This window comes from Acetobacter indonesiensis, assembly GCF_000963945.1.
In the GTDB taxonomy this organism is placed as follows: Bacteria; Pseudomonadota; Alphaproteobacteria; order Acetobacterales; family Acetobacteraceae; genus Acetobacter; species Acetobacter indonesiensis.
In genome coordinates this window covers 44,231-65,604 of record NZ_BAMW01000016.1, presented here as the reverse complement: position 1 = coordinate 65,604, position 21,374 = coordinate 44,231, and the positions used below count along the sequence as shown (strand labels likewise).

General features: G+C 55.2%; 17 protein-coding genes. 6 read left to right on the top strand and 11 right to left on the bottom strand.

The genetic code is table 11. The annotated features are described in order from the left end of the window. Nucleotides 1-31: 31 nt before the first annotated feature. The 5 genes from Abin_RS06650 to Abin_RS06630 form a co-directional block, all read right to left on the bottom strand. Nucleotides 32-1,591, bottom strand: coding sequence for a sensor histidine kinase (locus tag Abin_RS06650; protein ID WP_084593508.1), 1,560 nt, complete (start codon nt 1,589-1,591; stop codon nt 32-34). Next, nucleotides 1,588-2,256: a response regulator transcription factor gene (locus Abin_RS06645; protein ID WP_048845571.1), complete on the bottom strand. Its 669-nt coding sequence runs from the start codon at nt 2,254-2,256 to the stop codon at nt 1,588-1,590. The genes Abin_RS06650 and Abin_RS06645 overlap by 4 nt, the downstream gene beginning before the upstream one ends. A 58-nt stretch (nt 2,257-2,314) precedes the next feature. Further along, on the bottom strand, nt 2,315-5,407 hold the full coding sequence (locus tag Abin_RS06640; protein WP_048845570.1) for an efflux RND transporter permease subunit: 3,093 nt from the start codon (nt 5,405-5,407) through the stop codon (nt 2,315-2,317). Nucleotides 5,408-5,412: 5 nt separating this feature from the next. Continuing rightward, nucleotides 5,413-6,645, bottom strand: a complete 1,233-nt coding sequence (locus Abin_RS06635; RefSeq protein ID WP_048845569.1) for an efflux RND transporter periplasmic adaptor subunit — start codon at nt 6,643-6,645, stop codon at nt 5,413-5,415. A 104-nt stretch (nt 6,646-6,749) separates the two neighbouring features. Next, a complete protein-coding gene (locus Abin_RS06630) occupies nt 6,750-8,276 on the bottom strand; it encodes a TolC family protein (protein WP_255319388.1) in 1,527 nt (508 codons plus the stop codon). 229 nt (nt 8,277-8,505) lie between these two features. On the opposite strand from Abin_RS06630, the gene Abin_RS06625 reads away from it, so the two are divergent. Next, on the top strand, nt 8,506-10,167 hold the full coding sequence (locus tag Abin_RS06625; RefSeq protein WP_052948177.1) for a carbohydrate porin: 1,662 nt from the start codon (nt 8,506-8,508) through the stop codon (nt 10,165-10,167). 39 nt (nt 10,168-10,206) lie between these two features. Continuing rightward, nucleotides 10,207-10,545, top strand: a complete 339-nt coding sequence (locus Abin_RS06620; protein ID WP_255319389.1) for a DMT family transporter — start codon at nt 10,207-10,209, stop codon at nt 10,543-10,545. Nucleotides 10,546-10,626: 81 nt separating this feature from the next. Here Abin_RS06620 and Abin_RS06615 read toward each other — a convergent pair whose 3' ends face one another. Then, nucleotides 10,627-11,526, bottom strand: a complete 900-nt coding sequence (locus Abin_RS06615; RefSeq protein ID WP_048845567.1) for a LysR family transcriptional regulator — start codon at nt 11,524-11,526, stop codon at nt 10,627-10,629. Between the two features lie 165 nt (nt 11,527-11,691). Here Abin_RS06615 and Abin_RS06610 point away from each other — a divergent pair, with 165 nt between their 5' ends. The 3 genes from Abin_RS06610 to Abin_RS06600 are packed head-to-tail and all read left to right on the top strand — an operon-like array spanning nt 11,692 to nt 15,782. Beyond that, entirely contained in the window at nt 11,692-12,849 is a 1,158-nt protein-coding gene (locus Abin_RS06610; RefSeq protein WP_048845566.1) for an iron-containing alcohol dehydrogenase, read from the top strand. A gap of 51 nt (nt 12,850-12,900) precedes the next feature. Then, on the top strand, nt 12,901-14,262 hold the full coding sequence (locus Abin_RS06605) for an MFS transporter (RefSeq protein ID WP_048845565.1): 1,362 nt from the start codon (nt 12,901-12,903) through the stop codon (nt 14,260-14,262). A gap of 26 nt (nt 14,263-14,288) precedes the next feature. Next, on the top strand, nt 14,289-15,782 hold the full coding sequence (locus tag Abin_RS06600; RefSeq protein ID WP_048845564.1) for a CoA-acylating methylmalonate-semialdehyde dehydrogenase: 1,494 nt from the start codon (nt 14,289-14,291) through the stop codon (nt 15,780-15,782). A gap of 85 nt (nt 15,783-15,867) precedes the next feature. Here the strand turns inward: Abin_RS06600 and Abin_RS06595 are convergent, their stop codons facing one another. From Abin_RS06595 to Abin_RS06580, 4 genes are all read right to left on the bottom strand, one after another. After that, entirely contained in the window at nt 15,868-16,728 is an 861-nt protein-coding gene (locus Abin_RS06595) for a carbon-nitrogen hydrolase family protein (protein WP_048845563.1), read from the bottom strand. A gap of 197 nt (nt 16,729-16,925) precedes the next feature. Then, nucleotides 16,926-17,720, bottom strand: coding sequence for a GIN domain-containing protein (locus tag Abin_RS06590; protein WP_048845562.1), 795 nt, complete (start codon nt 17,718-17,720; stop codon nt 16,926-16,928). Nucleotides 17,721-17,752: 32 nt separating this feature from the next. Further along, nucleotides 17,753-18,337 carry a DUF1700 domain-containing protein gene (locus tag Abin_RS06585; protein ID WP_048845561.1) on the bottom strand — a complete coding sequence of 195 codons (585 nt, stop codon included), beginning with the start codon at nt 18,335-18,337 and terminating at the stop codon, nt 17,753-17,755. Further along, nucleotides 18,334-18,756, bottom strand: coding sequence for a PadR family transcriptional regulator (locus tag Abin_RS06580; RefSeq protein ID WP_084593506.1), 423 nt, complete (start codon nt 18,754-18,756; stop codon nt 18,334-18,336). The genes Abin_RS06585 and Abin_RS06580 overlap by 4 nt, the downstream gene beginning before the upstream one ends. Before the next feature lie 361 nt (nt 18,757-19,117). On the opposite strand from Abin_RS06580, the gene Abin_RS06575 reads away from it, so the two are divergent. Then, nucleotides 19,118-20,098, top strand: a complete 981-nt coding sequence (locus tag Abin_RS06575; protein ID WP_084593505.1) for an acid phosphatase — start codon at nt 19,118-19,120, stop codon at nt 20,096-20,098. Nucleotides 20,099-20,245: 147 nt separating this feature from the next. On the opposite strand, the gene Abin_RS06570 is transcribed toward Abin_RS06575, so the two are convergent. Continuing rightward, complete coding sequence (locus tag Abin_RS06570) at nt 20,246-21,343, bottom strand: branched-chain amino acid aminotransferase (RefSeq protein WP_048845583.1); 1,098 nt, start codon at nt 21,341-21,343, stop codon at nt 20,246-20,248. Between the last annotated feature and the right edge of the window lie 31 nt (nt 21,344-21,374).

The window sequence follows — 21,374 nt, the reverse complement described above, 5'->3', positions numbered from 1 at the left end:
TATCAGTTTGAGGAATGGTCAAAAATACTCCTTAGGCTGACAGTGTATTGAAAAGAAGTTTTACCTGAAAGCCACTTTTCTGACCGGGAATGGGAGAGGAGAGGCTAAGGGGCACATTCATGTGGCCAGCAATTGTGCGCGCAATGGCCAGACCAAGGCCACTCCCTTCAGCTTGAGACGCGCCACGCACAAAAGGGTCCGCCAGCCGGGCTAAAGTGGCAGGCGGCAGCGCAACAGCATCATTCTCGATTGTCAGCGCGACAGAGGCACTTTTTACGGTTGTGGCGTCAGACGCAGTTCCGTTGTTGGGAACACTGACACCATGCGCAGTGTTGCTTGTCGCACTGATGGGCGCAAGGTTGACGCGCACACCCGAACCATCCGGGCTATGCCGCAGAGCATTTTCCAATACATTGCGGAGCAGGATACCAGCCGCATCCATATCTCCTTCGACCATAAAATGTGTATAGGCCGCGGTATCAATCATAAGGCGAGGTGAAGCGTTGCTTTGTGGACGGTCAAGTTCATCTGCGACCACATGCAGAACAGGCAGTAAATCAAAAATGTCACGCCGCAAGCCGGTGCCAGCGACAGCGCGGGAAAGTTGAAGCAGTTTTTCAACAATGCGGCTTAAACGCTGAATTTGACTGATCATGGCATCCAGCCGGTGGCGGGCATCTGTCGCGTTGTGTGTAGTGCGTGCGGCAGGTGGATAATCCGTGCCGTTATCGGAAAATTGGTCTGCTAACGTGCTACGAAGCATCTGTGCCTGTGCCAATAGCGCCGCAATTGGGTTGCGTAATTCATGTGCGGCATTGGCCGCAAAGGCGCGCTCGGCGGCTAATGCCTTATGAAGCCGATTCAATAAAAGATTAACCGCAGACTGGATGGTTGACAATTCTCTGGGGAGATCAAGTGCGGGCACCGGGTTTAGATTACCGCTGCCACGTTCCTGAATTTCACCTTGTAACTGCACTAGTGGGCGTAAGCTACGGCGCACTATCCAAACAACCAGAAGCCAGATGCAGGGAATGGCCCCCAGAATTGGCAGCACCGCAATCAGAATAGCCCGCTGTGTCGCCTGTGCCCGGTGCATTCTGGGCTCACCGACCAGAATAAAGCGGTCTGGCTGCGCGGCAGGCATGATATAGACGCGGAACCGCTGCTGATTAAAAAAACCTGCGTGGGGTGGGGTTACAAACCCATAGTCAGGCGCGTTGGGAGAACGAAGAAGCACGTGCCCCATGCTATCAGTAATTTGATAAGCAAGGGATGTGGGCATGATATTTGAAAGATGCGCAACATCGTGGCCGTTACCCTGCTGGTTGAGCACCAGAACGGCAAATTGCAGGCGCTCTGCAACTTCTTGCAGAGAATCATCCAGTCTTTCAGTAATTTCAAAGCGTGTGAACGCCCCTGTCATTAAACTGACAATGGCCAGACAGCCGATAACAACCCCGGTTACACCACGCACCAGTCGTGTTGAGAGCCGCCATGGCTGCGTCGTTTCTTGCGGACCGGACTGGTTGCTCTTTGGTGTGAGCGAGACCTGATGAAAACCTGTTGAGGAAGAGTGGTCAGGTTGGGTCATGGTGTCTGGCTGTGTTCAAGGCAGTAGCCGCGGCCACGTACCGTGCGAATAAGGTCGGCCCCAAGTTTTTTGCGGACACGGCTGACAAAGACTTCAATCGTGTTGCTGCCGACTTCGTCTTCCAGAGAATATAATGCATCTTCTATGCGTTCGCGCGAACACACAGCCCCCGGCCTGCGGGCCAGAAGTTCAACCAGTGCCCATTCGCGTGCCGTCAGGTCAATGGTCTGGTGGTTTCGGGTCAGGCGCTTGCGGGCCAGATCAATTTCAATATCACCTACGGTCAGGCGATTATCTGTCAATGGGCGGTAACGGCGGGCTACGGCGGCAATACGGGCCACCAGTTCATCCAGATCATAGGGCTTGGCCAGATAATCGTCCGCTCCGTCTGATAACCCGGCAATGCGGTCACTAATCTGGTCTTCAGCCGTTGTAATCAGGATGGACAAAGGGGAAGGGGTCCGTCGGATTTCACGCAGCAAAGTGCGACCGCTGCCATCAGGCAGACCAAGGTCAAGCAGCAGGCAATCATAACTGACGGCTGCCAGCGCGGCGCGGGTCTCATCCAGTGTGGTAAACCAGTCAACCGTATGGCCTGCCTGCCTGACGCGCTCCTGCACGGCGGCCCCCAGATGGGGTTCATCCTCCACAATCAGAATACGCATGGGCCGCCCCCTTGTCTGGTGCATCCGGTATCGCACCCGGTGCAGTCATGGTGTCTTTTTACGAAGCTTCCATCTGTGGGGGAAGGGGGATGACCGTGCCCTGATGGCGTGGGGCAAATCGCCCATATAATAAGGGCAGGACCAGCAGCGTCAGAAGCGTGGAGGAGACCAGCCCCCCAATAACAACGCTGGCCAGTGGCCGCTCAACCTCGGCCCCTGCTGAAGCTGAAAAGGCCATCGGGAAAAACCCTAAACTTGCGACAAGTGCGGTTGCCATAACGGGTCTGAAACGCTCATGTGCTGCGGTTAATGCGGCTCTGGCAGGGGCGACGCCTCGGCGCCGGATGGTTTCTGCGGTGCTGATCAGCACCACGCCGTTCAAGACCGCCACGCCAAATAGAGCAATAAAGCCAATGCCCGCAGAAATACTAAATGGCAGACCGCGCAGCACAAGGGCAAAAATACCGCCAGATGCCGCCAATGGTAAATTGCAGAACACAAGCGCGGCCAAATGGGCAGAGCCCAGAGCCGCAACCAGAAGCACGAAAATCAGGGCCAGAGAAACAGGCACTACAATGCCCAGACGTTTTGACGCGGATTCAAGATTTCTGAACTGGCCACTCCATTGGGTTGTATAACCGCGCGGCAGTTTGACATTGCGTTTAACGGCTGCCTGCGCTTCGGCCACGTATGATGCAAGGTCGCGCCCGCGCACGTTTGCTTCAATGACCATCCGGCGGCGAATACCATCCCGGCTGATACGCGGTGGTGCGTCCTGCTGCACAATATCCGCCACCTGTGAAAGCAGCACAGCCCCTTTTCCGTCAGCTTGTCTGACACGTAAGGCTCTGATGGTGGGAAGGGACGATGTTGCAGAAGGCGCAAGCCGTACCTGGGTGGAAACCATGGCGTTGCCTTGTGTGACAGGACGACCGATATGGCCACCAATGGCTTCAACAGTATCCAGAATATCCTGTTCACGCACGTTCAGCCGTGCGGCATTTTCACGGTTTACCTGTATCTGAATGAAAGGCACGGTACCATCGTCTGCCGCCATAACGTCTGCTGCGCCACGCACGTTCTGCATGGCTTTGACAATTTGCCCGCTTAACTGCGCCAGTATCTGCAAGTCTTCCCCATAGACGGAGACAGCAATTTGTGTGCGCACACCAGAAAGCAGATCATCCATGCGCATCTGCACGGGTTGGCTCCATGAATACAGGGCGTCGGGCAATTCTTTCTGCAAACGCTCATTCATGGCGGTAACCAGTTCTTCCTGAGACCGACCTGAACCATGTTCCTTTAAGATGATGAATGTATCTGTTTCATTCTGACCCATGGGGTCAGTCGGGATAGCGGCTGTGCCTGTATTGCTGATAATGGTTTCAACTTCAGGGAAAGATTTTAGAATCTTTTCTTCCTGTGTCACACTTTGCAGGCTGGCGGGTAAAGAAATACTGGGCAGACGCATGGAATGGACCACCAATGCTCCTTCCTGCAACTGGGGTACAAACTCGCTTCCCAATGACCATGCCAGCACACCTGCGGCGCCACACAGCCCCAGCATAACGCCTGTCACCAACCGTGGTTTTCTGACACATCGGCGCAGCAGTGGTTCATAACGGGCCCGCAGGCTGGCAATAAGGCGTGTTTCATGCGGAACCGTTATACGCGAAAGCACCATGGCGCTTAAAACAGGAACCCATATCAGGCAGTATAATAAAGACGCCGCCAGCGCCATGATAACGGTTTGCGCCATGGGGCGAAACATATGGCCTTCAATATCTTCCAGTGTCAGCACGGGCAGATAGACCATGATAATGACCAGAATAGCAAAGCTGACAGGCCGCGCAACCTGCTGCGTGGCAGAAACAACCAGGTTGGAAAAGGGAATATACCCTTCGCGCTGGCGACGGCTGAGGATATGTTCCACCACGACAAGCGAACTATCGACAATCATCCCGAAATCAATAGCGCCAAGGCTGAGAAGATTGGCGGAAATACCAAACAGTCGCATGCCTGTCATGGCGCAAAGCAGTGCAAACGGGATAACCGATGCAATCAGCAACGCCACCCTTAAGCTGCCCAGAACAACCAGCAGAACACCAACAACCAGTGCTGCGCCCAGCAGCAGGTTTTCCTTGACGGTGGCAATGGTACGATGTGTCAGCGCAGAGCGCGTATAAAAGGGATCAAGACTGACACCAGACGGCAGGGACTGCTCAATCGCGGGCAGGGCTGCTTTCAATGCGGCCAGTGTGGCGTCTGAACTGGCCCCCCGTTCCATCATCACTACGCCGGTTACAATTTCTCCGGTGCCGTCGCGGGTGACTGCGCCTAACCGTGTGCGCGGCTGGGTGCTGACCTGCCCAACATCACGCAGCCGAATGGCCGTGCCGCCGGCATTTGTTTTTACAGAAATTGCACCAAAGTCATTAAGGTTTCGTAAAAGACCGCGCCCAACAACAATTTGTTGTTCATCATGGTGTTCAATCCATCCGCCGCCAGACGCCGCGTTGCTGCCTTCTATGGCGCGGTAAACATCCCCAATGGAGAGCCCGTATGCCAGAAGCCGCGCCGGATCAAGCGTTACGGCCCATGTTTCCTCGGCCCCACCCCCGATATTGACGTCCACCACACCCGGCACAAGTTTCAGTTGAGGCGCTACTGTCCATGTCATGATCCGGTTCAGATCCATCAGCGAATAGGCAGGCCCTTTAAGCTGAAACTGAAAAATTTCTCCCAGACCTGTTGTCAGTGGTCCCATGTTGAGTGTTACGTTCGGCACACTCAACAATGATTTCGCCTGCGCCATACGCTCGCTGACGCGGGCGCGGTCAAGGTTGATGTCCGTTGTATCCTCAAACTGCACATAAACAACAGACACGCCAGAGCGCGAGACAGAGCGTAGGTCTTTCACGCCCGGAATGCCCGCCATACTGCTTTCGACAGGAAAGGTAATCAGTTTTTCAACTTCTTCTGTAGCCAAGCCGGGCGCTATGGCCGTAACCAATACCTGCTGGGGCGAGATATCGGGCACGGCTTCTACCGGCAAACCCAGTGTGGCTATTATGCCCCCGGCAAGAATGAGACCTAACAGACTGAGAAGAAGAAAACGCGATTTAAGAAGATTGAAAAAGAAGTTTTGCACAGCGTTTAGTCCGCATCCATGCCGGAAAGCACTAACATACCCTTCAGGGCAATGCTGCCCTGTGTCACAATCTGATCGCCCGCTTTCAGACCAGACAGAATTAGGGTTTGTCCGTTTTCCTCTTGTCCCACGGTCACAGCAGTGGGGGTAAAAATGTTTGTGCCGGTTTTTACAAACACCACAGCCTGATTGTTAAGTGTCTGCACAGCCTGTGCCGGAATCAGCAGGCCTTTGCTGGTCTGGGTTGTTTGTAACAGGCTATTCAGAACCATGCCGGGGCGCAGGCTGTTGTTGCTATTCTGCACACGGCTTAATACGCGCACCAGCCCTGTTGCTGGGTCTGCCACTGTATCAACCGTTTCTATGCGGGATATCAGCGGCGGAAGGGAAGCCCCCTGTGTAGGGGGAGGAAGCACTGTCTGCTGTGTGCCCCCAGCCGCCAGCAGGGCAGCGTCTTGCGGGGTGACATCCGAAATAACCCAAACATGCTGCGTATCGCTGACCGTTACCAGCACCAGTGTTGGGTCAACATCTGCCGCAATGGCCGTTGTCAGGCTGGTGACCGTCCCATCAAAAGGGGCAATCAGCGTGGATGTTTCATCCTGTGTGGCATGTTCTTCAGTCGGGGATGTGTATTCTTCCTGAAATCTGTGTTCCAGAACGCCAATTTCTGCCTGACGGGCGGCCACGTTTTCACGCGCCTGTTGCCATGCGGCCTGTCTTCGCAGGGTTTCACCGGCTGAAACTGTGGTGCCGGCCAGCGCACGGGCGCGTCCGTAAGCATCTGCGGCTTCTTTCTGTGCGGCTAACGCAGCAACTAAAGCAGTCCGGGTCTGGGTTTCCTGCAAACGGGCAATGTGGAGTGCGTGATTTTGATACTCCAGCAGCGCCTGTCCTTTGTGCACGGACTGGCCCGGTAAAACCGCAATCGACAGTACCTTGCCACTCCCCGCTGGATGAATGGCGACTGTATGTGTAGTGTCAGGCGTAACCCGCGCCATCGCTGGAAGCATATGTGATAACGTGCCGAAGGTTGCTTCCGCAAACTGAATATTTTCAGTTTTTAGAGCATTTTCTGAAAGTGTGATTGGTTTCAGAACGGTTTCTTCCGCAAAGCATTGACCTGTACCCAACAGGGCGACGACAGCGGCTACGGCCAAGTTGCGTAAGGTGGTGTGTAAAAAAGCCCTTTGTGTTGTGCTTGTACTCTGACGGGCGCGACAGTCACGCAGGGACATTATGAAAACCTGTTTTCTCAAATGATCAGAATAAAAAGAGGAAATAGGGACAGTCATCCTGACCCGCAGCACGACATCTGGCTTTAGGGTGGGAAAACACGGCCTCATGGGGTTTGCATGTCGGTAGAGGATGCCGCGTCAAGTGAGGCCGGAATACGTAGCCCTGCTGTTGTGGCCTCAGAAGTATCGGGGCTGCCTTGGGTTTCGGCCGCCATGTTTTGCGTTGCCCATGTGCCTTGGCTTTGCGTCGTCTTGTTCCGGCCAGCCGAGGCTGCATCGGTCGAGCGTGTGTTCAACCCCGGAAGGTCTCCCGTGGCAATCAGGGCACGTACAATGGCGGCGTGCCAGACAATTTCTGCCCGGTCGCGGGTCAGGGCAGCCGTGTAGGCTGCCTGTCGGGCACGAATGGCATCGTCTAACGGCGTTTCCTGCAATTTCCACGAACGCTCAAGTAATGTGGCCCGCTTTTCCAGATCGGTTGCGGCATTGCGCGCATTTTGCAGGGTCGTCAGGCTTGATTGCAGGCGGGCACGCGCCTGCGCAATTTCCTGCCGTACCATGCGGCGGGCAAGGATATCCTGCCGGTCAGCAGCCGCTACCCGGTTACGGGCTGCGGCCATAAGGGGGGCATTATGCACACTGCTGGGCAAAGGCATGCTTAGCGTCACCCCAACCCGATTATCCCACGGGCTACCATATTGTTTTTCATGAATGGCCCCTACGCCCAGTTCCGGGTTAGGCATGAAAGACCGCCGTGCCAGTTGCATGGCCGCCCGGGCTGCATCCGTTTCTTTCCGGGCGGCCTGCACGCGGGGATCATTTTCTTCTATTGCGGCGCTGTTCGCCAACCGCATGGCGGCACTTTCCGTCGCAGTGAACGCGGTAATGTCTGGTATGGATGGAGCCCCCAGCAAAGCTTCCAGCGCGGCCGCGGCTGTCTGGGCTTCTTCCTGTGCTATGGCACAGTCACTTCGGGCCGTGTCACGGGTGGCGTCTGCCATCTGCTGGTCAGCCAGCGTCATCTCTCCCAGCCGCGTGGCATGGGTCACGTCGGTGCTGATACGGCTGGCAGCCCTGTAAAATGCACTGGTGGTTTCCACTCGCCTTTGGGCCAGCAATGCTGCGGCTGTGGCATCCAACAGCCGCACCGCAACAGACATATGGGCCACGCCCGCCTGTTTTTCCGCCGTATCAGCTTCTGCCTGCGCCACAGATTGCGTGGCACTGCCCTGACCCGGCAACCATAACGGCACGCTGACTTCACCCTGATAGGTTGTGTAGCCTTCATTACTGCCAATGAAGTGGTCATCAAAATAATTGCCCGACACGGTAGGCCCGCCAGCAAACCATGACCGGGCGGCCTTGGCGCGTGATTTTGCGGCTTTCTGGGTTACGCCCAGTTCATTGCGGGTCGGGTCCATCCGCCATGCCAGTGCCAGCGCTGCCGGGAAAGACAGGCGGCCGCCGGATACGGCCGGTGGCACATCAGTTTCTTCAGTTGCGCGAAATGCATGCGTGGTATGTGCGGACCATGATGAGGCATCATGATCCTGTCCCCATGCCGGGGAGACCGGCCACCACAGCAGCGGTACAGAGACCATCAGCGCAGAAGATAGGGCAAAAAGCCTCATGGTTCGGCAGAAACCTTACACAGCAATACCATTAACGGGCTGGGTATTCAGCCCAGCTACAGCTTTGACATAGCGGCCCAACCTGACAGGAAGCTGAACACCCTCCATCTTTCTGCGTTAAGACAGGAGAAGCGAAATACGGTAGAGACAACCGTAGCAGGTAGTGGCGGCAGGGGCTGGTGTGGCGGTTCGGAGCAAATTGAGGCGTAAAAGACGCTTTCAGCGCAAAATGGTGCTGGGCGTCTGCCTGCTGGGTGGCGCGGTCGGCAGCTACGAAGCCCTACCACAGGCCACTGCACAGACGCCCCACACAGACCCCTCCCAGGTGCAGATTGATCAGGAATGGCTGGGGGATTCCGGCCCCATGGTGCAGCGTATTGGCCCGGCGTCTACGCGTATGCGGCGGCAACCCGGCGCACAGCGCGGTGTGGGGATGGCCCCCGGCAAGGCGACACACCCGCGTATTGGCCGCGGCAAGAAGGCCGTACCCACGCCTCCGCCGCCCCCACCACCCGATACCGATGACGATGATAATGACGATAACCTTCTGGGCGATATTGGCGGTCTGCGCCCGTGGCTGGGGCGCTACGGCATTACGTTTGACTTGCAGGAAGTCGATGAACTCTGGGGCAATCTGACCGGGGGTGTGCCTGGTGCTGGGCGGGGCAGCAGGGGAACCGGACCATCGTTCAACGGTGTGACCATGCCCACCCTGACCGTTGATCTGGAGAAAATGATCGGGCTGAAAGATGCCGTGTTCAATGTCAGTGCCCTGCAAATTCACGGGCGCTCCATCACGCAGGATCGGTTATATAATTATAACCCCGTCAGCGGGATTGAGGCTGATCGGTCTACTCGCCTTTTTGAATTATGGTACGAACAGGCATTCTGGCACGACAAACTGGATATCAAGATCGGCCAGCAGGATCTCGATACCGAGTTTCTGATAACGACTTATGGTGCCCTCTATCTGAACGCCAATTTCAGTTGGCCTATGGGGCCGTCGGCCAATTTATATGCGGGTGGCCCGTCCTGGCCTTTGGCGTCCCCTGCCATCCGGCTGCGCTATCGCCCCGCGGATAATCTGACCCTGATGTTTGCAGCAGCCGATGATAACCCGCCCGGCAACCAGTGGAATTCCTTCACGGTGCAGAATCAGGGGCAGGGCAACGTGCAGGACCCGACAAGCCAGACCACGAACGATGCCTGTGGCTGCCGTTTCAATATGAACACAGGCGCACTGCTTATGGGTGAAGTGCAATATGCCTTGAACCCCGAACCGGATGATGATCACCCAGACAGAAAACGGACCGGTCATGGTCTGCCGGGTGTGTATAAGCTGGGTGGATATTACGATACAGCCCGTTTCCCAGACTGGCGGTATGATGTGCATGGGCAATCACTGGGTGCAGCTTATGCCCGGGGGGATGTAACGCAACCACGTATGGTGCGGGGCAACTGGCTGCTTTATGGCATTGTAGACCAGATGGTCTGGCGGCCTTCACAAAAATCCCCAACGTCCGTTGGCGTTTTTGCCCGCGCAACGGGCAGCCCCGGTGACAGGAACATGATTGGCTATGCCGTGGATGCCGGCATCAATCTGAAAGCACCATTTGCCAAGCGCGAAAATGACACATTGGGCTTAGGGTGGGGGCTTGGTCGTGCCAGTTATGGGGCGCGGGCATATTATCGCACGCAGGGGCAACACGCCCCCGGAACGGAAAACCATATGGAGTTGACCTATCAGGCTGAAATCATGCCATGGTTTGTCTTGCAGCCGGATTTTCAGTACATCTTCAACCCATCGGGCGGGTTGGAAAACCAGAAGTGGCCGGGGCACAAGGTGGCGGATGAATTGGTATTCGGGCTTCACTCCCGTATTTCGTTTTAAGAAATCAGACTAATTGGCGCGTAGGCGGGAGTTTTTTGCGTGGGAGACAAATCGTATCTTTACCTGATGGGTGCAATTCTGTGCGAGGTTTTTGCGACATCGTGCCTGAAGGCATGTGACGGCTTTACCCGCTGGCTGCCTGCCGTCTTGAGTGTCCTTGGTTATTGTTGCGCGTTTTACCTGTTGTCCCAAACAATGAAGACCATTCCTACCGGGTTGGTCTATGCCATCTGGTCCGGTGTCGGGATTGTGCTTATTTCCGTTATCGGTTTTGTCTTTTTCAGGCAGTCCCTTGATCTTCCCGCTATTCTTGGCATCACCTTGATTATGCTGGGTGTCCTTGTGATCAATCTTTTTTCAAAATCGACTCAGTTGTAAGGCGCGATTTCTGTTTCTGTACGCTCACGGAAACACTCTGCGTCAAAAAAGAGATCATGGTGCTTGGGGTGTGTTGATGCGTTAACGGGCAAATTGTGCGCCGCTTTTTACAACTTCCTCGCGAATAAAGTCGCACACGCGGTCAACGCGGGGTGTTTTCTGCTCGTCCGCGCGGGTAATCAGCCAGTAATGGCGTTCAAGGCGTATCTGCTGGGGCAGAACTGGCACCAGTTCTGGCCGGGTTGCAGCAACAAACGTAGGTAAAACGGCCATACACAGGCCAGAACAGGCTGCTTCCATCTGGGCTTGCACGCTTGAATTCTGTATCCGTACCATTTTACGGGAAACGCCCAGATCACCCAGATAATCAAGCTCACGCATGAAGATCATTTCATCCACATAGCCGGCAAACAGATGAGACGAAAAATCATCAGGTTTTTTGATCGTTTTCTCACGCTCAAGATAAGCCCGCGTGGCATAAACACATAAATGATACGGCGTCAGTTTTTCACAGACAAAACGGTCATCGTCCGATGGGGTGACGGTAATGGCAATGTCAGCCTGCCTGCGTGAAAGGGCGACAATCTGCTGAATGGTAAGGATTTCAACCGTCAGGGCAGGGTTGTCTGCCAATAGCGGCCCGATGCGCGATGCCAGAAAGAAATTTGCAAATCCTTCCAGCGCGTTAATGCGCACAATGCCTGTCAACCCAAAGGCGGGACTGGTTGCCTGTGCGACAAGGGTGGCTTCACGGTCCATGGCTTCTGCCGTGGTCAGCAGGTCCTGCCCGTAGCGGGTCAGTGCATAACCGCGCAGGTGCCGTTCAAACAGCGTTTTTCCGACTGAAGATTCCAAAGACACGATGTGTCGGCCCACAGTTGCGTGATCAACCCCCAATAATCGGCCCGCTTCTGACAGTGAACCAGACCGCGCCACAGCCAGAAAAAACTGCAGATTTCTCCAGTCCAGGCTGCGTTTCATGGGCTTGGGTGTCCCTGTTTGTGGTGCTGGTGTGCAGATTTGCACACCAAGTGGGCGAAATCTCCTGATTTTCTTGTGAGGCATTTTGCGCGTTCACTGCACGGACAAGAACAACAGCCGGAAAGGAACGGCCCAGCGCCGTAACCTTTCTCAGGAGATAAGGCTATGACAGCACTTTATCTGCCCTCTTTGGTGCGTATTGGCGGTGGGGCTTTGAATGATCTTCCCGCGGCGCTGAAGCAGGCCGGGCTTTCTGCCCCCTTCATTATTACCGACAGTTTTATGGCAAAAACCGGTTTGCTGGAGCGGGTGCAAATCCTGCTGGCTGAAGCAGGCATCCAGTCAGGGGCCTTCCCCGATGCCGTGCCAGACCCAACGGTTGCGTCCGTTGAGGCGGCGCTGAAGGCACTCAACTGTGGCGTGCATGACTGCGTCATTGGGCTAGGCGGTGGCAGCCCGATTGATACGGCCAAGATGGTAGCAGTGCTGGCAAAACATGGTGGCACACCATCCGCTCTGAAAGTCCCGCACGTGCAGGATGAAGTGGGCTTGCCCATTATTGCCATCCCCACCACTGCCGGTACCGGGTCTGAAGCCACGCGTGTGACAGTCATCACAGATGAAAAAACCGACGAAAAGATGCTGTGTGCGGGGTACGCCTACCTGCCGCACATTGCCATTGTCGATTATGAGCTGACATTGACCATGCCACGCCGCCTGACGGCCGATACCGGGATTGACGCGCTGACCCATGCGCTTGAAGCGTATGTTTCCAAACGGGCGTCCCCTTTTACAGATGCTCTGGCGCTGGCTGCCATGAAGCGCATTTGGTATGCCCTTCCCATAGCCTGTGCCGAACCCACAAACAGGGAAGCGCGTGAACAGGTCATGCAAGGTGCGTTTGAAGCTGGCATGGCGTTTTCTAACGCATCAGTCGCGCTGGTACATGGCATGAGCCGCCCGATAGGGGCGCATTTCCATGTTGCCCACGGGTTGTCTAACGCCATGTTGCTGCCTGAAATTACCGCATGGTCAGTCAGTGGTGCGCAAACCCGCTACGCCACCTGCGCCCGCGTGATGGGCATTGTGCCATCAGGCACGGAAGATAGCGCTGCCTGTGCTGCGCTGGTGACCGCCCTGCGTGAACGTAATCGCGAACTGGATGTACCCACCCCGGCCACCTATGGGCTTGAGGAAGGGCGCTGGAACAGTCTGTTGCCGTTAATGGCAGAACAGGCGCTTGCTTCCGGTTCACCAGACAATAATCCGCGCGTGCCAAGCCATACCGAAATTATCGATCTGTATCGGAAAGTCTGGGCCTGACCGTTTGCGGTTGCATAAAAACAAGAACACTCCTGACAGGAGGCTGAAATAATGACATCCGATGCAGAAGCCGGGCGGTCCATGCGCTCTCTGGTGCTGGCGTCAAGTGTTGGCACAGTAATTGAATGGTATGATTTCTTTCTTTACGGAAGTCTGGCCATTTTTTTTGCCCGGCTGTTTTACCCGCCGGGAGATGACGTTGCAGCAACGCTGATCAGTGTTGCCACATTTGCAACCGGTTTTGCCGTGCGCCCACTTGGCAGCCTGCTGTTTGGCTATATGGGGGATAGTGTCGGCCGTAAAAAGACTTTTCTGGTCACACTTCTTATCATGGGGTGTTCAACCGCAGCCATTGGTCTGCTGCCAACCTTCGCCCAGGCCGGATACGCGGCACCCGTGCTGCTTATTTTGCTGCGTATTATTCAGGGTTTGGCCTTGGGGGGCGAGTATGGTGGGGCCGCAACCTATGTGGCCGAACATTCGCCACCCGGCGAGCGCGGAAAGTGGGCCAGCTATATTCAGGCCATGGCGTCGGCCGGGTTTGTGCTGTCGCTTGGTATCGTGCTGACCCTGCGCCTGTGGCTGGGGGAAGATGCCTTCGGCACATGGGGCTGGCGCGCACCCTTCCTGGTGTCGATCGTTCTGGTTGCTGTTTCCCTGCGTATCCGCCTACGGCTTTCTGAATCACCCGTGTTTGTTGAAATGCACAAACAAGGTAAGCTGTCCAAATCTCCGGTGCGCGATGCGTTTCGTATTCCCGGTAATGCGCGGCGTATCATCCTGTTTCTGTTCGGGGTGGCTTGTGCACAGGCTGTCACCTTCTACACGGCACAGTTTTACGCGCTGTATTATATTCAGACATTCATGAAAATGCCTTTCCTACCAGCAACTCTTTCAGTGGCGGTTGGTGCTTTTCTGGGTGTGCCATTCTTCGTGCTGTTTGGGGCACTGTCTGACCGTATAGGCCGTAAACGGCTGTCTCTGGCAGGTATGGCGGCCGCTGTGCTGTTCTATATTCCTATTTTCTCAATCATCCGCCATGCAAGCACGCCTGAAACTGTCAGTTACCCCACCATTTCGGCCTGTGTGTTCGTTCTGGTTGTGATTGCGGCGGCTGTGTATGGCCCTTATGGCGCATTCATTGTCGAAAGTTTCCCGGCCAACGTGCGCTATACCTCCATTTCTGTTCCATACCATATCGGTAACGGCATTTTTGGTGGTTTCCTGCCGCTGGTCAGTCTGTGGCTGGTGACGCAAACCGGAAACCCCTATGCGGGCCTGCTTTACCCTATGGGGCTGTGTCTGATCGGGTTTTTCATAACACTGCTCTGGGTGCCTGAAACACTCAGCGTGCGCAAAGGCGAACGAACACAGGCTGTTTCCCTGTCGCATGACGTTGTTGGCGAAGTTTGATTATCAGTAAAAAAAGGATAAGAAAAATGGATACTATTCACCACATTATTGGCGGCAAGCCGACCAAAGGAAGCAGCACCCGTTACGGGGATGTCTTTAATCCGGCTACGGGGGACGTCAGTAAAAAGGTTGTTCTGGGCACGCAGGATGATCTGAATGCCGCTGTTGCGTCTGCCAAGGCTGCTTTCCCGGCATGGGCTGAAACTCCGCCGCTGGCACGGGCCCGTATTCTGTTCCGTGCGCGTGATCTGATTGAGCAGCGGATGGATGACCTGGCAGCAATTATCACATCCGAACACGGAAAAATTCTGTCTGACGCGAAAGGGGAAGTCACCCGCGGGCTGGAAGTGGTTGAATTTGCAACCGGCGTTCCGGAACTGCTGAAAGGGGAATATACCGAACAGGTTGGTCGCGGTATTGATGCATGGACCATGCGTCAGCCTGTAGGTATTGCTGCGGGAATTACGCCTTTCAATTTTCCCGTCATGGTGCCGCTGTGGATGGCCCCTATGGCGCTGGCAACCGGAAACTGCTTCATTCTGAAACCATCAGAGCGAGACCCGTCAGCATCGGTGCTTCTGGCAGAAATTCTGAAAGAAGCCGGTCTACCTGATGGTGTGTTTCAGGTCGTTCACGGTGATAAGGATATGGTGAATGCCATTCTGGCACATCCTGATATTGCCGCTGTCAGTTTTGTAGGCTCTACACCAATAGCGCAGCATGTTTATGCCACAGGCACGGCCAATGGTAAGCGTGTACAGGCGTTGGGCGGCGCAAAAAACCATGCACTGGTCATGCCTGATTGTGACCTTGAAAAAACAGTCGATGCGCTAATTGGTGCTGCCTACGGTTCCGCAGGGGAACGGTGTATGGCCATTTCTGTTGCGGTGGCCGTTGGCCCGATTGCCGATACCCTGGTGGCTGAACTAGCCAAGAAGGTAAAAGCCATCACCATTGGCAATGGCACGCATGAAGCCAGTGAGATGGGTCCGCTGGTAACGGCGCAACATCTGGCCCGCGTAAAAGGGCTGGTTGATGCAGGCGTCAGTCAGGGTGCAAAGCTGGTGGTTGACGGGCGCGATATCAAAGTAGACGGCCATGAAAAAGGCTTTTTCATTGGTGGATCACTTTTTGATAACGTGACGGCTGAAATGGACATTTACCGCGAGGAGATTTTTGGCCCGGTTCTGTGTGTCATGCGTGCGCCTGATTTTGATGCGGCCCTGAAGCTGATCAACGGTAGCCCGTTTGGGAATGGAACAGCCATTTTCACGCGAGATGGTGATGCGGCCCGCACGTTCACTCATAACGTGACCGCTGGCATGGTTGGCGTGAATGTGCCCATTCCGGTACCCATGGCCTTCCATTCCTTCGGTGGGTGGAAAGACTCCCTGTTTGGTGACCACCATATGCATGGCCCGGAAGGGGTACGTTTCTTTACACGCATGAAGGCTGTCACACAGCGTTGGCCCGCTGGCATCCGGTCTGGTGCAGAGTTCGTTATGCCAACCCACGGCTAGGGCATGGCGGTATTTTAGCGTAAGTAATTTAAGATAATTCTGGATGACACGTCAGCAGGCCGGGCATAAGACGCTCGGCCTGTTGTCATTTACAGTGTTCGAATCCGTTCAGTTCCGGTCTGCGATGTGTGGCAAGAGGGATGGCTGCCCTTACTTTTTCTATGTGGGCATGGTCAATCCATGCGGTCACTGACCCCGGCCCGTCTGATGCCAGTGCAACGACATGGCCCCAAGGGTCACAGACCAGAGAATGTCCGTAGCTGGACTTAACATCGCCGGTGGGGCTGCGGTAAGATCCACAGATACCAGCGGCAATAATCCAGACCTGATTTTCAATCGCACGGGCACGTAGCAGAACGTCCCAGTGGTCTTTTCCTGTTTCCATAGTAAACGCTGAGGGGACGAAAATGACGTCTGCCCCCTTGCCCCGCAACGCCCGGAACAGTTCAGGGAAGCGCAGATCGTAACAAATGGTTAGCCCTGCGGTAAAATTATCTATCTGGCATGTGACAACTGAATTCCCTGCGCCAAAATCTTTGCTCTCGCGGTAAATAGTTCCATCTGGCGCAGTCACATCAAACAGATGCATTTTTCGGTAACGACCAATCTCCTCCCCCTGCGGGTTGAAAACCAGTGTGGTATTGTAAAGCTGCTCTCCAGTTTTTTCGGCAATAGACCCGCCATGCACATACGCCTCATAATGTCGTGCCATATGCTGCATGGCCTGATAGGCGTCACCGCCTGTATCGGTGCTATTGGGGCGGGGTAGGGGCTCGGCCATCGCAAAACGTGTTGACCTGTCAGCATTCCGGCAAGACCACATTTCGGGTAGGCTGATAAGCCGTGCTCTCTGGCGGCTGAATGCGGTTTCAACCAGGTTTTGAACGGCCGCAATATTACGGGCTTTGTTATCGGTAGCCTGAAACTGGATAAGCGTCGTAAGCATACCGTGAACATCCTTGTTATGGTGAAGGCCAAACCGAACTGATTTTCGCCTGAAGCAAGACGATCATACCCAGAAAGAGAGCAGGTGTACTACGGAATCCTGCTTCGTTCAAAACAATGAGTATAGCGGTGGCGGGACTATTATCAGACGTGAAACCTCCTGATAAATTGTGGCGCTATCAGGAGGCCAGATTACCATTAGAAAGACAGGTCTTCGCTCTCATCCTGTTTGTCTGTCGATTTGTCTTGCTTCCCTGATGGGGGATGGTCGTGACTTTCCGGTGTGCCATCGGGGACGCTGACACTGCCGACACCATCAATCTGTTTGGTGAGAGAGGCTGGCGCTTTTGTCAATTTGACGGAACCCGCACCGTCAATCGAGATTTTGGCATGACCAGTTGGCCCTGCTTTGGCCGAACCCGCACCGTTCATGGATAGATCAAGATTAGTAATCTCCATATCCGTCAGTTTGACAGAAGCTGCCCCATCTATTTCCACCTTCACGTTTTCAGCGCGCCCATGCCCTTTGACACTGGCGGCCCCGTTTATGATCAGATCAAGTGTTTTCTGGTCATAATCCTGTATATCAAGTGACCCGAAGCCATTCATTGTAATGGTGTTCAGTTCAGGGGCTGTGATGGTCAAAACCAGTCTGGCATTGTGAAAATGAGAGTGGTGATAGGGCGTATCATCATCTGTATCCAGCGTGTTATCTTTTAACACCACGCGCTGCACCAGCTTTTCAGAACCCTGAAGCGTAATTTCAGCTTTTGGTCCCTGTTTAATAATAATCTGGGCAGGAAGGTTGATGGTGATTTCATGCGCGCCATCCCACGGAATGGTACGGGTCAGTTGCGGCCCTCTGGGCGTATGATCACCCCATTCCAGATCAACCAATGAGAAGCTGGTTGGCCCGCGAGAGGACGCAACACCGAAGCATAGGGCAGAAGCAACGGCTCCGCCGACGGCAATCATGGTGAGGCCACGGATCATGGTACGTTGTCCTTTAATATCTTTAGGATGCGTCAGGCAGAATGAGACGGAGCAATCAGGCGGTAATGGGCGCGGCCGTAGCCTGTCAGCAGATTGACTGCGCCAATGGTCAGCAGGGTGCAGAACGCCACAACCGAGGCCCCACCACAGGCCAGACCAAGGCTGATCAGAATACCCTGTAGCCAGTCTGCGCCCGGTAGCGGGTTCAGGTCGATTAAGGCAAATGGCAGCATGATGCTGCCCACCAGACAGATAATGGCCCCGGCAATAATAAAGGCAAACACGCAGGACCCAACGGTCAGCAGCACCGGCAGCACAACTAGCAGATCAAGCGCTGCCAGCCCCATGATGCCCAGAATGGCCCCCAGAGCATTGCTCAGGCTTCGTTCATCTTCCCAGCGGCGTACACCGGCTTCAGCCCGCAATTCACGCGCCAGTCTGGTTGGATCACCCAGCCCTGTGGTAATATCGGCTTCGCTGCGTCCTGCTGCCCGCCCGGCTTCAAAATGGGCTTCATAATCTGCAACTGTTTCATCAATAACCGTGCGGGGAAGGCCTTTTAGTCCGGCCCGCAACTGGTCAAGGAACAACTGCTTGCTTGTGGGTGCCTTAATCATGGCTGGATGTTCCTGAGTGTTTTTTGCACGGTAAGGGGGCTATGCCCGGTTGTTTCGGGTGTTTCTGCACTGTCAGTGGCCGGTTTGGCGGCGGGTGCGTCTGGCGCGCCCAGAATGGCAGATACGGCTTGGGTGAAGGAAACCCATGCGGTTTTCTGCGCTTCAAGGTTACGCTGCCCCGTTTCTGTCAGCGCGTAGTATTTGCGTGGCGGGCCAGAAGGAGATTCAACAAAATATGTGGAAACAAGACCATCTTTCTGCATACGGCGCATAAGCGGATAGATCGTGCCTTCCCCCATATCTATGGCATCAGACAGGCGGCTGGCAATGTCGTAGCCGTAGGAATCTGTGCGCGCCAGTAAGGCTAATACGCAAAGCTCCAGCACGCCTTTCTTGAATTGAACAAGGTTGGGTTCCACGGCTTTTCCTGTCTGGAAAGTGCGTTTGGGACAACGCGACTCTCATTGGTATCTGGTGACAGCTACTGAATACACACCGGAACCATTCAATGCAAGGTACCTATTTTAGAAAGTTTTGTGCTTTCGTTACCGGCACGTTGCCTTGGGGAATGGCCGACCCAAGCAATGGGGGCAGGGGCGGGTGGCAGCTACGCACAAAAGCGGGAGGGCAGTGGGTTGTCTTAAAACTTTCACACGGGCAGATTGTTGAAAGCCTGTAAATACGTCCGCCAGTAACACCACGGCTTTGTTTGAGGGGTTTATGCGCCAGACATCCAAGAACGTCTGCGGTTTGAAAGCGGGAAAAGGATCAAGAAAAATTATGCAGAAAAAACACGTCCTTTTCGCGTCGGCTCTGGGTGTTTCCTTTCTGAACACAGTGCTTGCGCCTGCCTATGGTGCTGACACACCAACGTCACAGTCACAGTCACAGTCACAGTCACAGTCACCAGCCGATCAGCCTCAACCCCAGCCGCATGCACCGTCTTCGCAGACTGTAGCGGGCAAGGCAGGGCAGGCCGCTGCAACGCCCGCACAGACACGCGCGCAAGCACAGGCTGCCCATGCGCAGGCGCAGACAGGGCAGCAGCCTGCATCCTATTTTGCAGGGGGCACGCCGCCAGACCCGACTCAATATCTGCCCCCACCGCCCAAACCGGGCAGCTTGCGCCACCAGACCGATGACACAGCGTTTGCCACAACGCGTGGGTGGAAAAATGACGCACGCTGGGCTCTGGCGGCGTCAGATGCCAGACTGCATCTGCCTGATCTGCTCAACAGTTTTTCCTGTGCAGCGGGCTTTACGATTGATGCGTCCAAAACACCCAGATTGGTTGCGTTGCTCCGTAAAATGGGCAGCACCGAAGTACCAGATATGTGGAAGGGCAAGGATTACTGGCATCGCGCACGCCCGTTTGTCGGCACGGACAATGCCATCTGCACGGAAGAAGAGCGCGAGGAAATAGCCAAGACAGGCTCTTACCCCTCCGGCCATACCATGCTGGGCTGGAGTCTTGCGCTGGTGCTGACCGAAATCCTCCCAGACCGCAGCACGGCCATTTTGCAGCGCGGGCGCGTGTTTGGGGAAAGCCGTATTGTCTGCGGCGTTCACTGGGAAAGCGATGTGCAGAGTGGCTATCTGGTGGGGGCGGGGGAAGTTGCTGCTATGCACGGCAACCCGGCTTTCCGCGCAGATCTGGATGCTGCCCGTGCCGAGTTGCAGGCACTTCGGAACACGGCACCCAAACCCGATGCCAAACAGTGCGAAATAGAGCATGATGCGGCCGTGCATTCTCCCTTGTAAGCGCGCATGTTTTCTGGTGCGCGTATAAAGACCTGACGGTCTGGCGGATGCGCCGTTTTCCGCTATGCCGAAACAAAAACACCGCCCGGACAGGTTATCCGGGCGATGTTTTTTTACGCGTTACTGGCGGATAAAAGGGCGGATAAATTACCCGACCTTATGCACCCATCCATGGGTATCTGCCGTGCGGCCAAACTGAATATCGCACAGCGTTTTGCGCAGGGCTGCAGTCAGTTCACCCGTTTGGCCGTTATTGATAACGCAGTCACCTTCAGCACTTTTCAGCGTGCCAATCGGGGTGACAACGGCGGCCGTGCCGCAGGCAAATACTTCACGCAGGCGGCCAGATTTGGCATCTGCATAAAGCTGGTCAATGGCGTAGGGTTCTTCGCGCACTGTCAGCCCTTTGTCGCGCGCAAGCGTCAGCAGGGAATCACGCGTAATACCGGGCAGAATGGTACCTTCAAGCGGCGGTGTCTGGATGGAGCCATCATTGAACACCATGACAATGTTCATGCCGCCCATTTCCTCAATCCATTTGCGTTCAACCGCGTCAAGAAAGAGAACCTGATGGCAGCCGTGTTCTTTGGCTTCCTGCTGGGCGGTCAGGCTGGCGGCGTAGTTGCCACCACATTTGGCTGCACCCGTACCCCCGCGGGACGCACGCACGGTGCGTTCCTCAACCCAGACGCTCACTGGCCCGGCGTCTTTAGAGAAATATTCGCCAGCAGCACAGGCAATAACAATAAACTTGTATTCAGATGACGGCTTTACTCCAAGCGCGGTTTCCGTCGCAATCATGAAGGGGCGCAGATACAGCGTGCCCACTTCCGGGTCAGGGATCCAGCCAGCGTCAATTTTCACCAACTGGTTTACAGCATCCAGAAACAGGTCTTCCGGCAGGTCAGCCATAGCCATGCGCTCGGCAGATTTGCGGAAGCGGCGGGCGTTGGCATCCGGGCGGAAAAGTTGTGCCTCACCTTCCGGGGTGCGGTAGGCCTTCATGCCTTCAAAAATTTCCTGCGCGTAGTGCAGAACCGAGGCAGCCGGGTCTAGCAGTAGTGGCTGGCGGGGCAGAACCTGCGGTGTGTGCCAACCTTTACCCTGCGTATAGGTCACGACAGCCATGTGATCAGAAAAGACACGACCAAAGCCGGGGTTTGCCAGCAAAGCGGCGCGTTCAGCGGGGCTGACAGCGTCGGTCTTGGGCGTAATCTGGAAGACTGTCTCTTTCGTCGTGCTCATAACTTCTGGCGTCTCCGCGGCCTTGGTGTGC

Excerpts from the sequence above, each read along its gene's own strand:
- Abin_RS06650 (WP_084593508.1), bottom strand. The coding sequence starts at position 1,591 with ATGACCCAACCTGACCACTCTTCCTCAACAGGTTTTCATCAGGTCTCG.
- Abin_RS06645 (WP_048845571.1), bottom strand. The coding sequence starts at position 2,256 with ATGCGTATTCTGATTGTGGAGGATGAACCCCATCTGGGGGCCGCCGTG.
- Abin_RS06635 (WP_048845569.1), bottom strand. The coding sequence starts at position 6,645 with ATGTCCCTGCGTGACTGTCGCGCCCGTCAGAGTACAAGCACAACACAA.
- Abin_RS06630 (WP_255319388.1), bottom strand. The coding sequence starts at position 8,276 with ATGAGGCTTTTTGCCCTATCTTCTGCGCTGATGGTCTCTGTACCGCTG.
- Abin_RS06625 (WP_052948177.1), top strand. The coding sequence starts at position 8,506 with ATGGTGCTGGGCGTCTGCCTGCTGGGTGGCGCGGTCGGCAGCTACGAA.
- Abin_RS06615 (WP_048845567.1), bottom strand. The coding sequence starts at position 11,526 with ATGAAACGCAGCCTGGACTGGAGAAATCTGCAGTTTTTTCTGGCTGTG.
- Abin_RS06610 (WP_048845566.1), top strand. The coding sequence starts at position 11,692 with ATGACAGCACTTTATCTGCCCTCTTTGGTGCGTATTGGCGGTGGGGCT.
- Abin_RS06605 (WP_048845565.1), top strand. The coding sequence starts at position 12,901 with ATGACATCCGATGCAGAAGCCGGGCGGTCCATGCGCTCTCTGGTGCTG.
- Abin_RS06600 (WP_048845564.1), top strand. The coding sequence starts at position 14,289 with ATGGATACTATTCACCACATTATTGGCGGCAAGCCGACCAAAGGAAGC.
- Abin_RS06595 (WP_048845563.1), bottom strand. The coding sequence starts at position 16,728 with ATGCTTACGACGCTTATCCAGTTTCAGGCTACCGATAACAAAGCCCGT.
- Abin_RS06590 (WP_048845562.1), bottom strand. The coding sequence starts at position 17,720 with ATGATCCGTGGCCTCACCATGATTGCCGTCGGCGGAGCCGTTGCTTCT.
- Abin_RS06585 (WP_048845561.1), bottom strand. The coding sequence starts at position 18,337 with ATGATTAAGGCACCCACAAGCAAGCAGTTGTTCCTTGACCAGTTGCGG.
- Abin_RS06575 (WP_084593505.1), top strand. The coding sequence starts at position 19,118 with ATGCAGAAAAAACACGTCCTTTTCGCGTCGGCTCTGGGTGTTTCCTTT.
- Abin_RS06570 (WP_048845583.1), bottom strand. The coding sequence starts at position 21,343 with ATGAGCACGACGAAAGAGACAGTCTTCCAGATTACGCCCAAGACCGAC.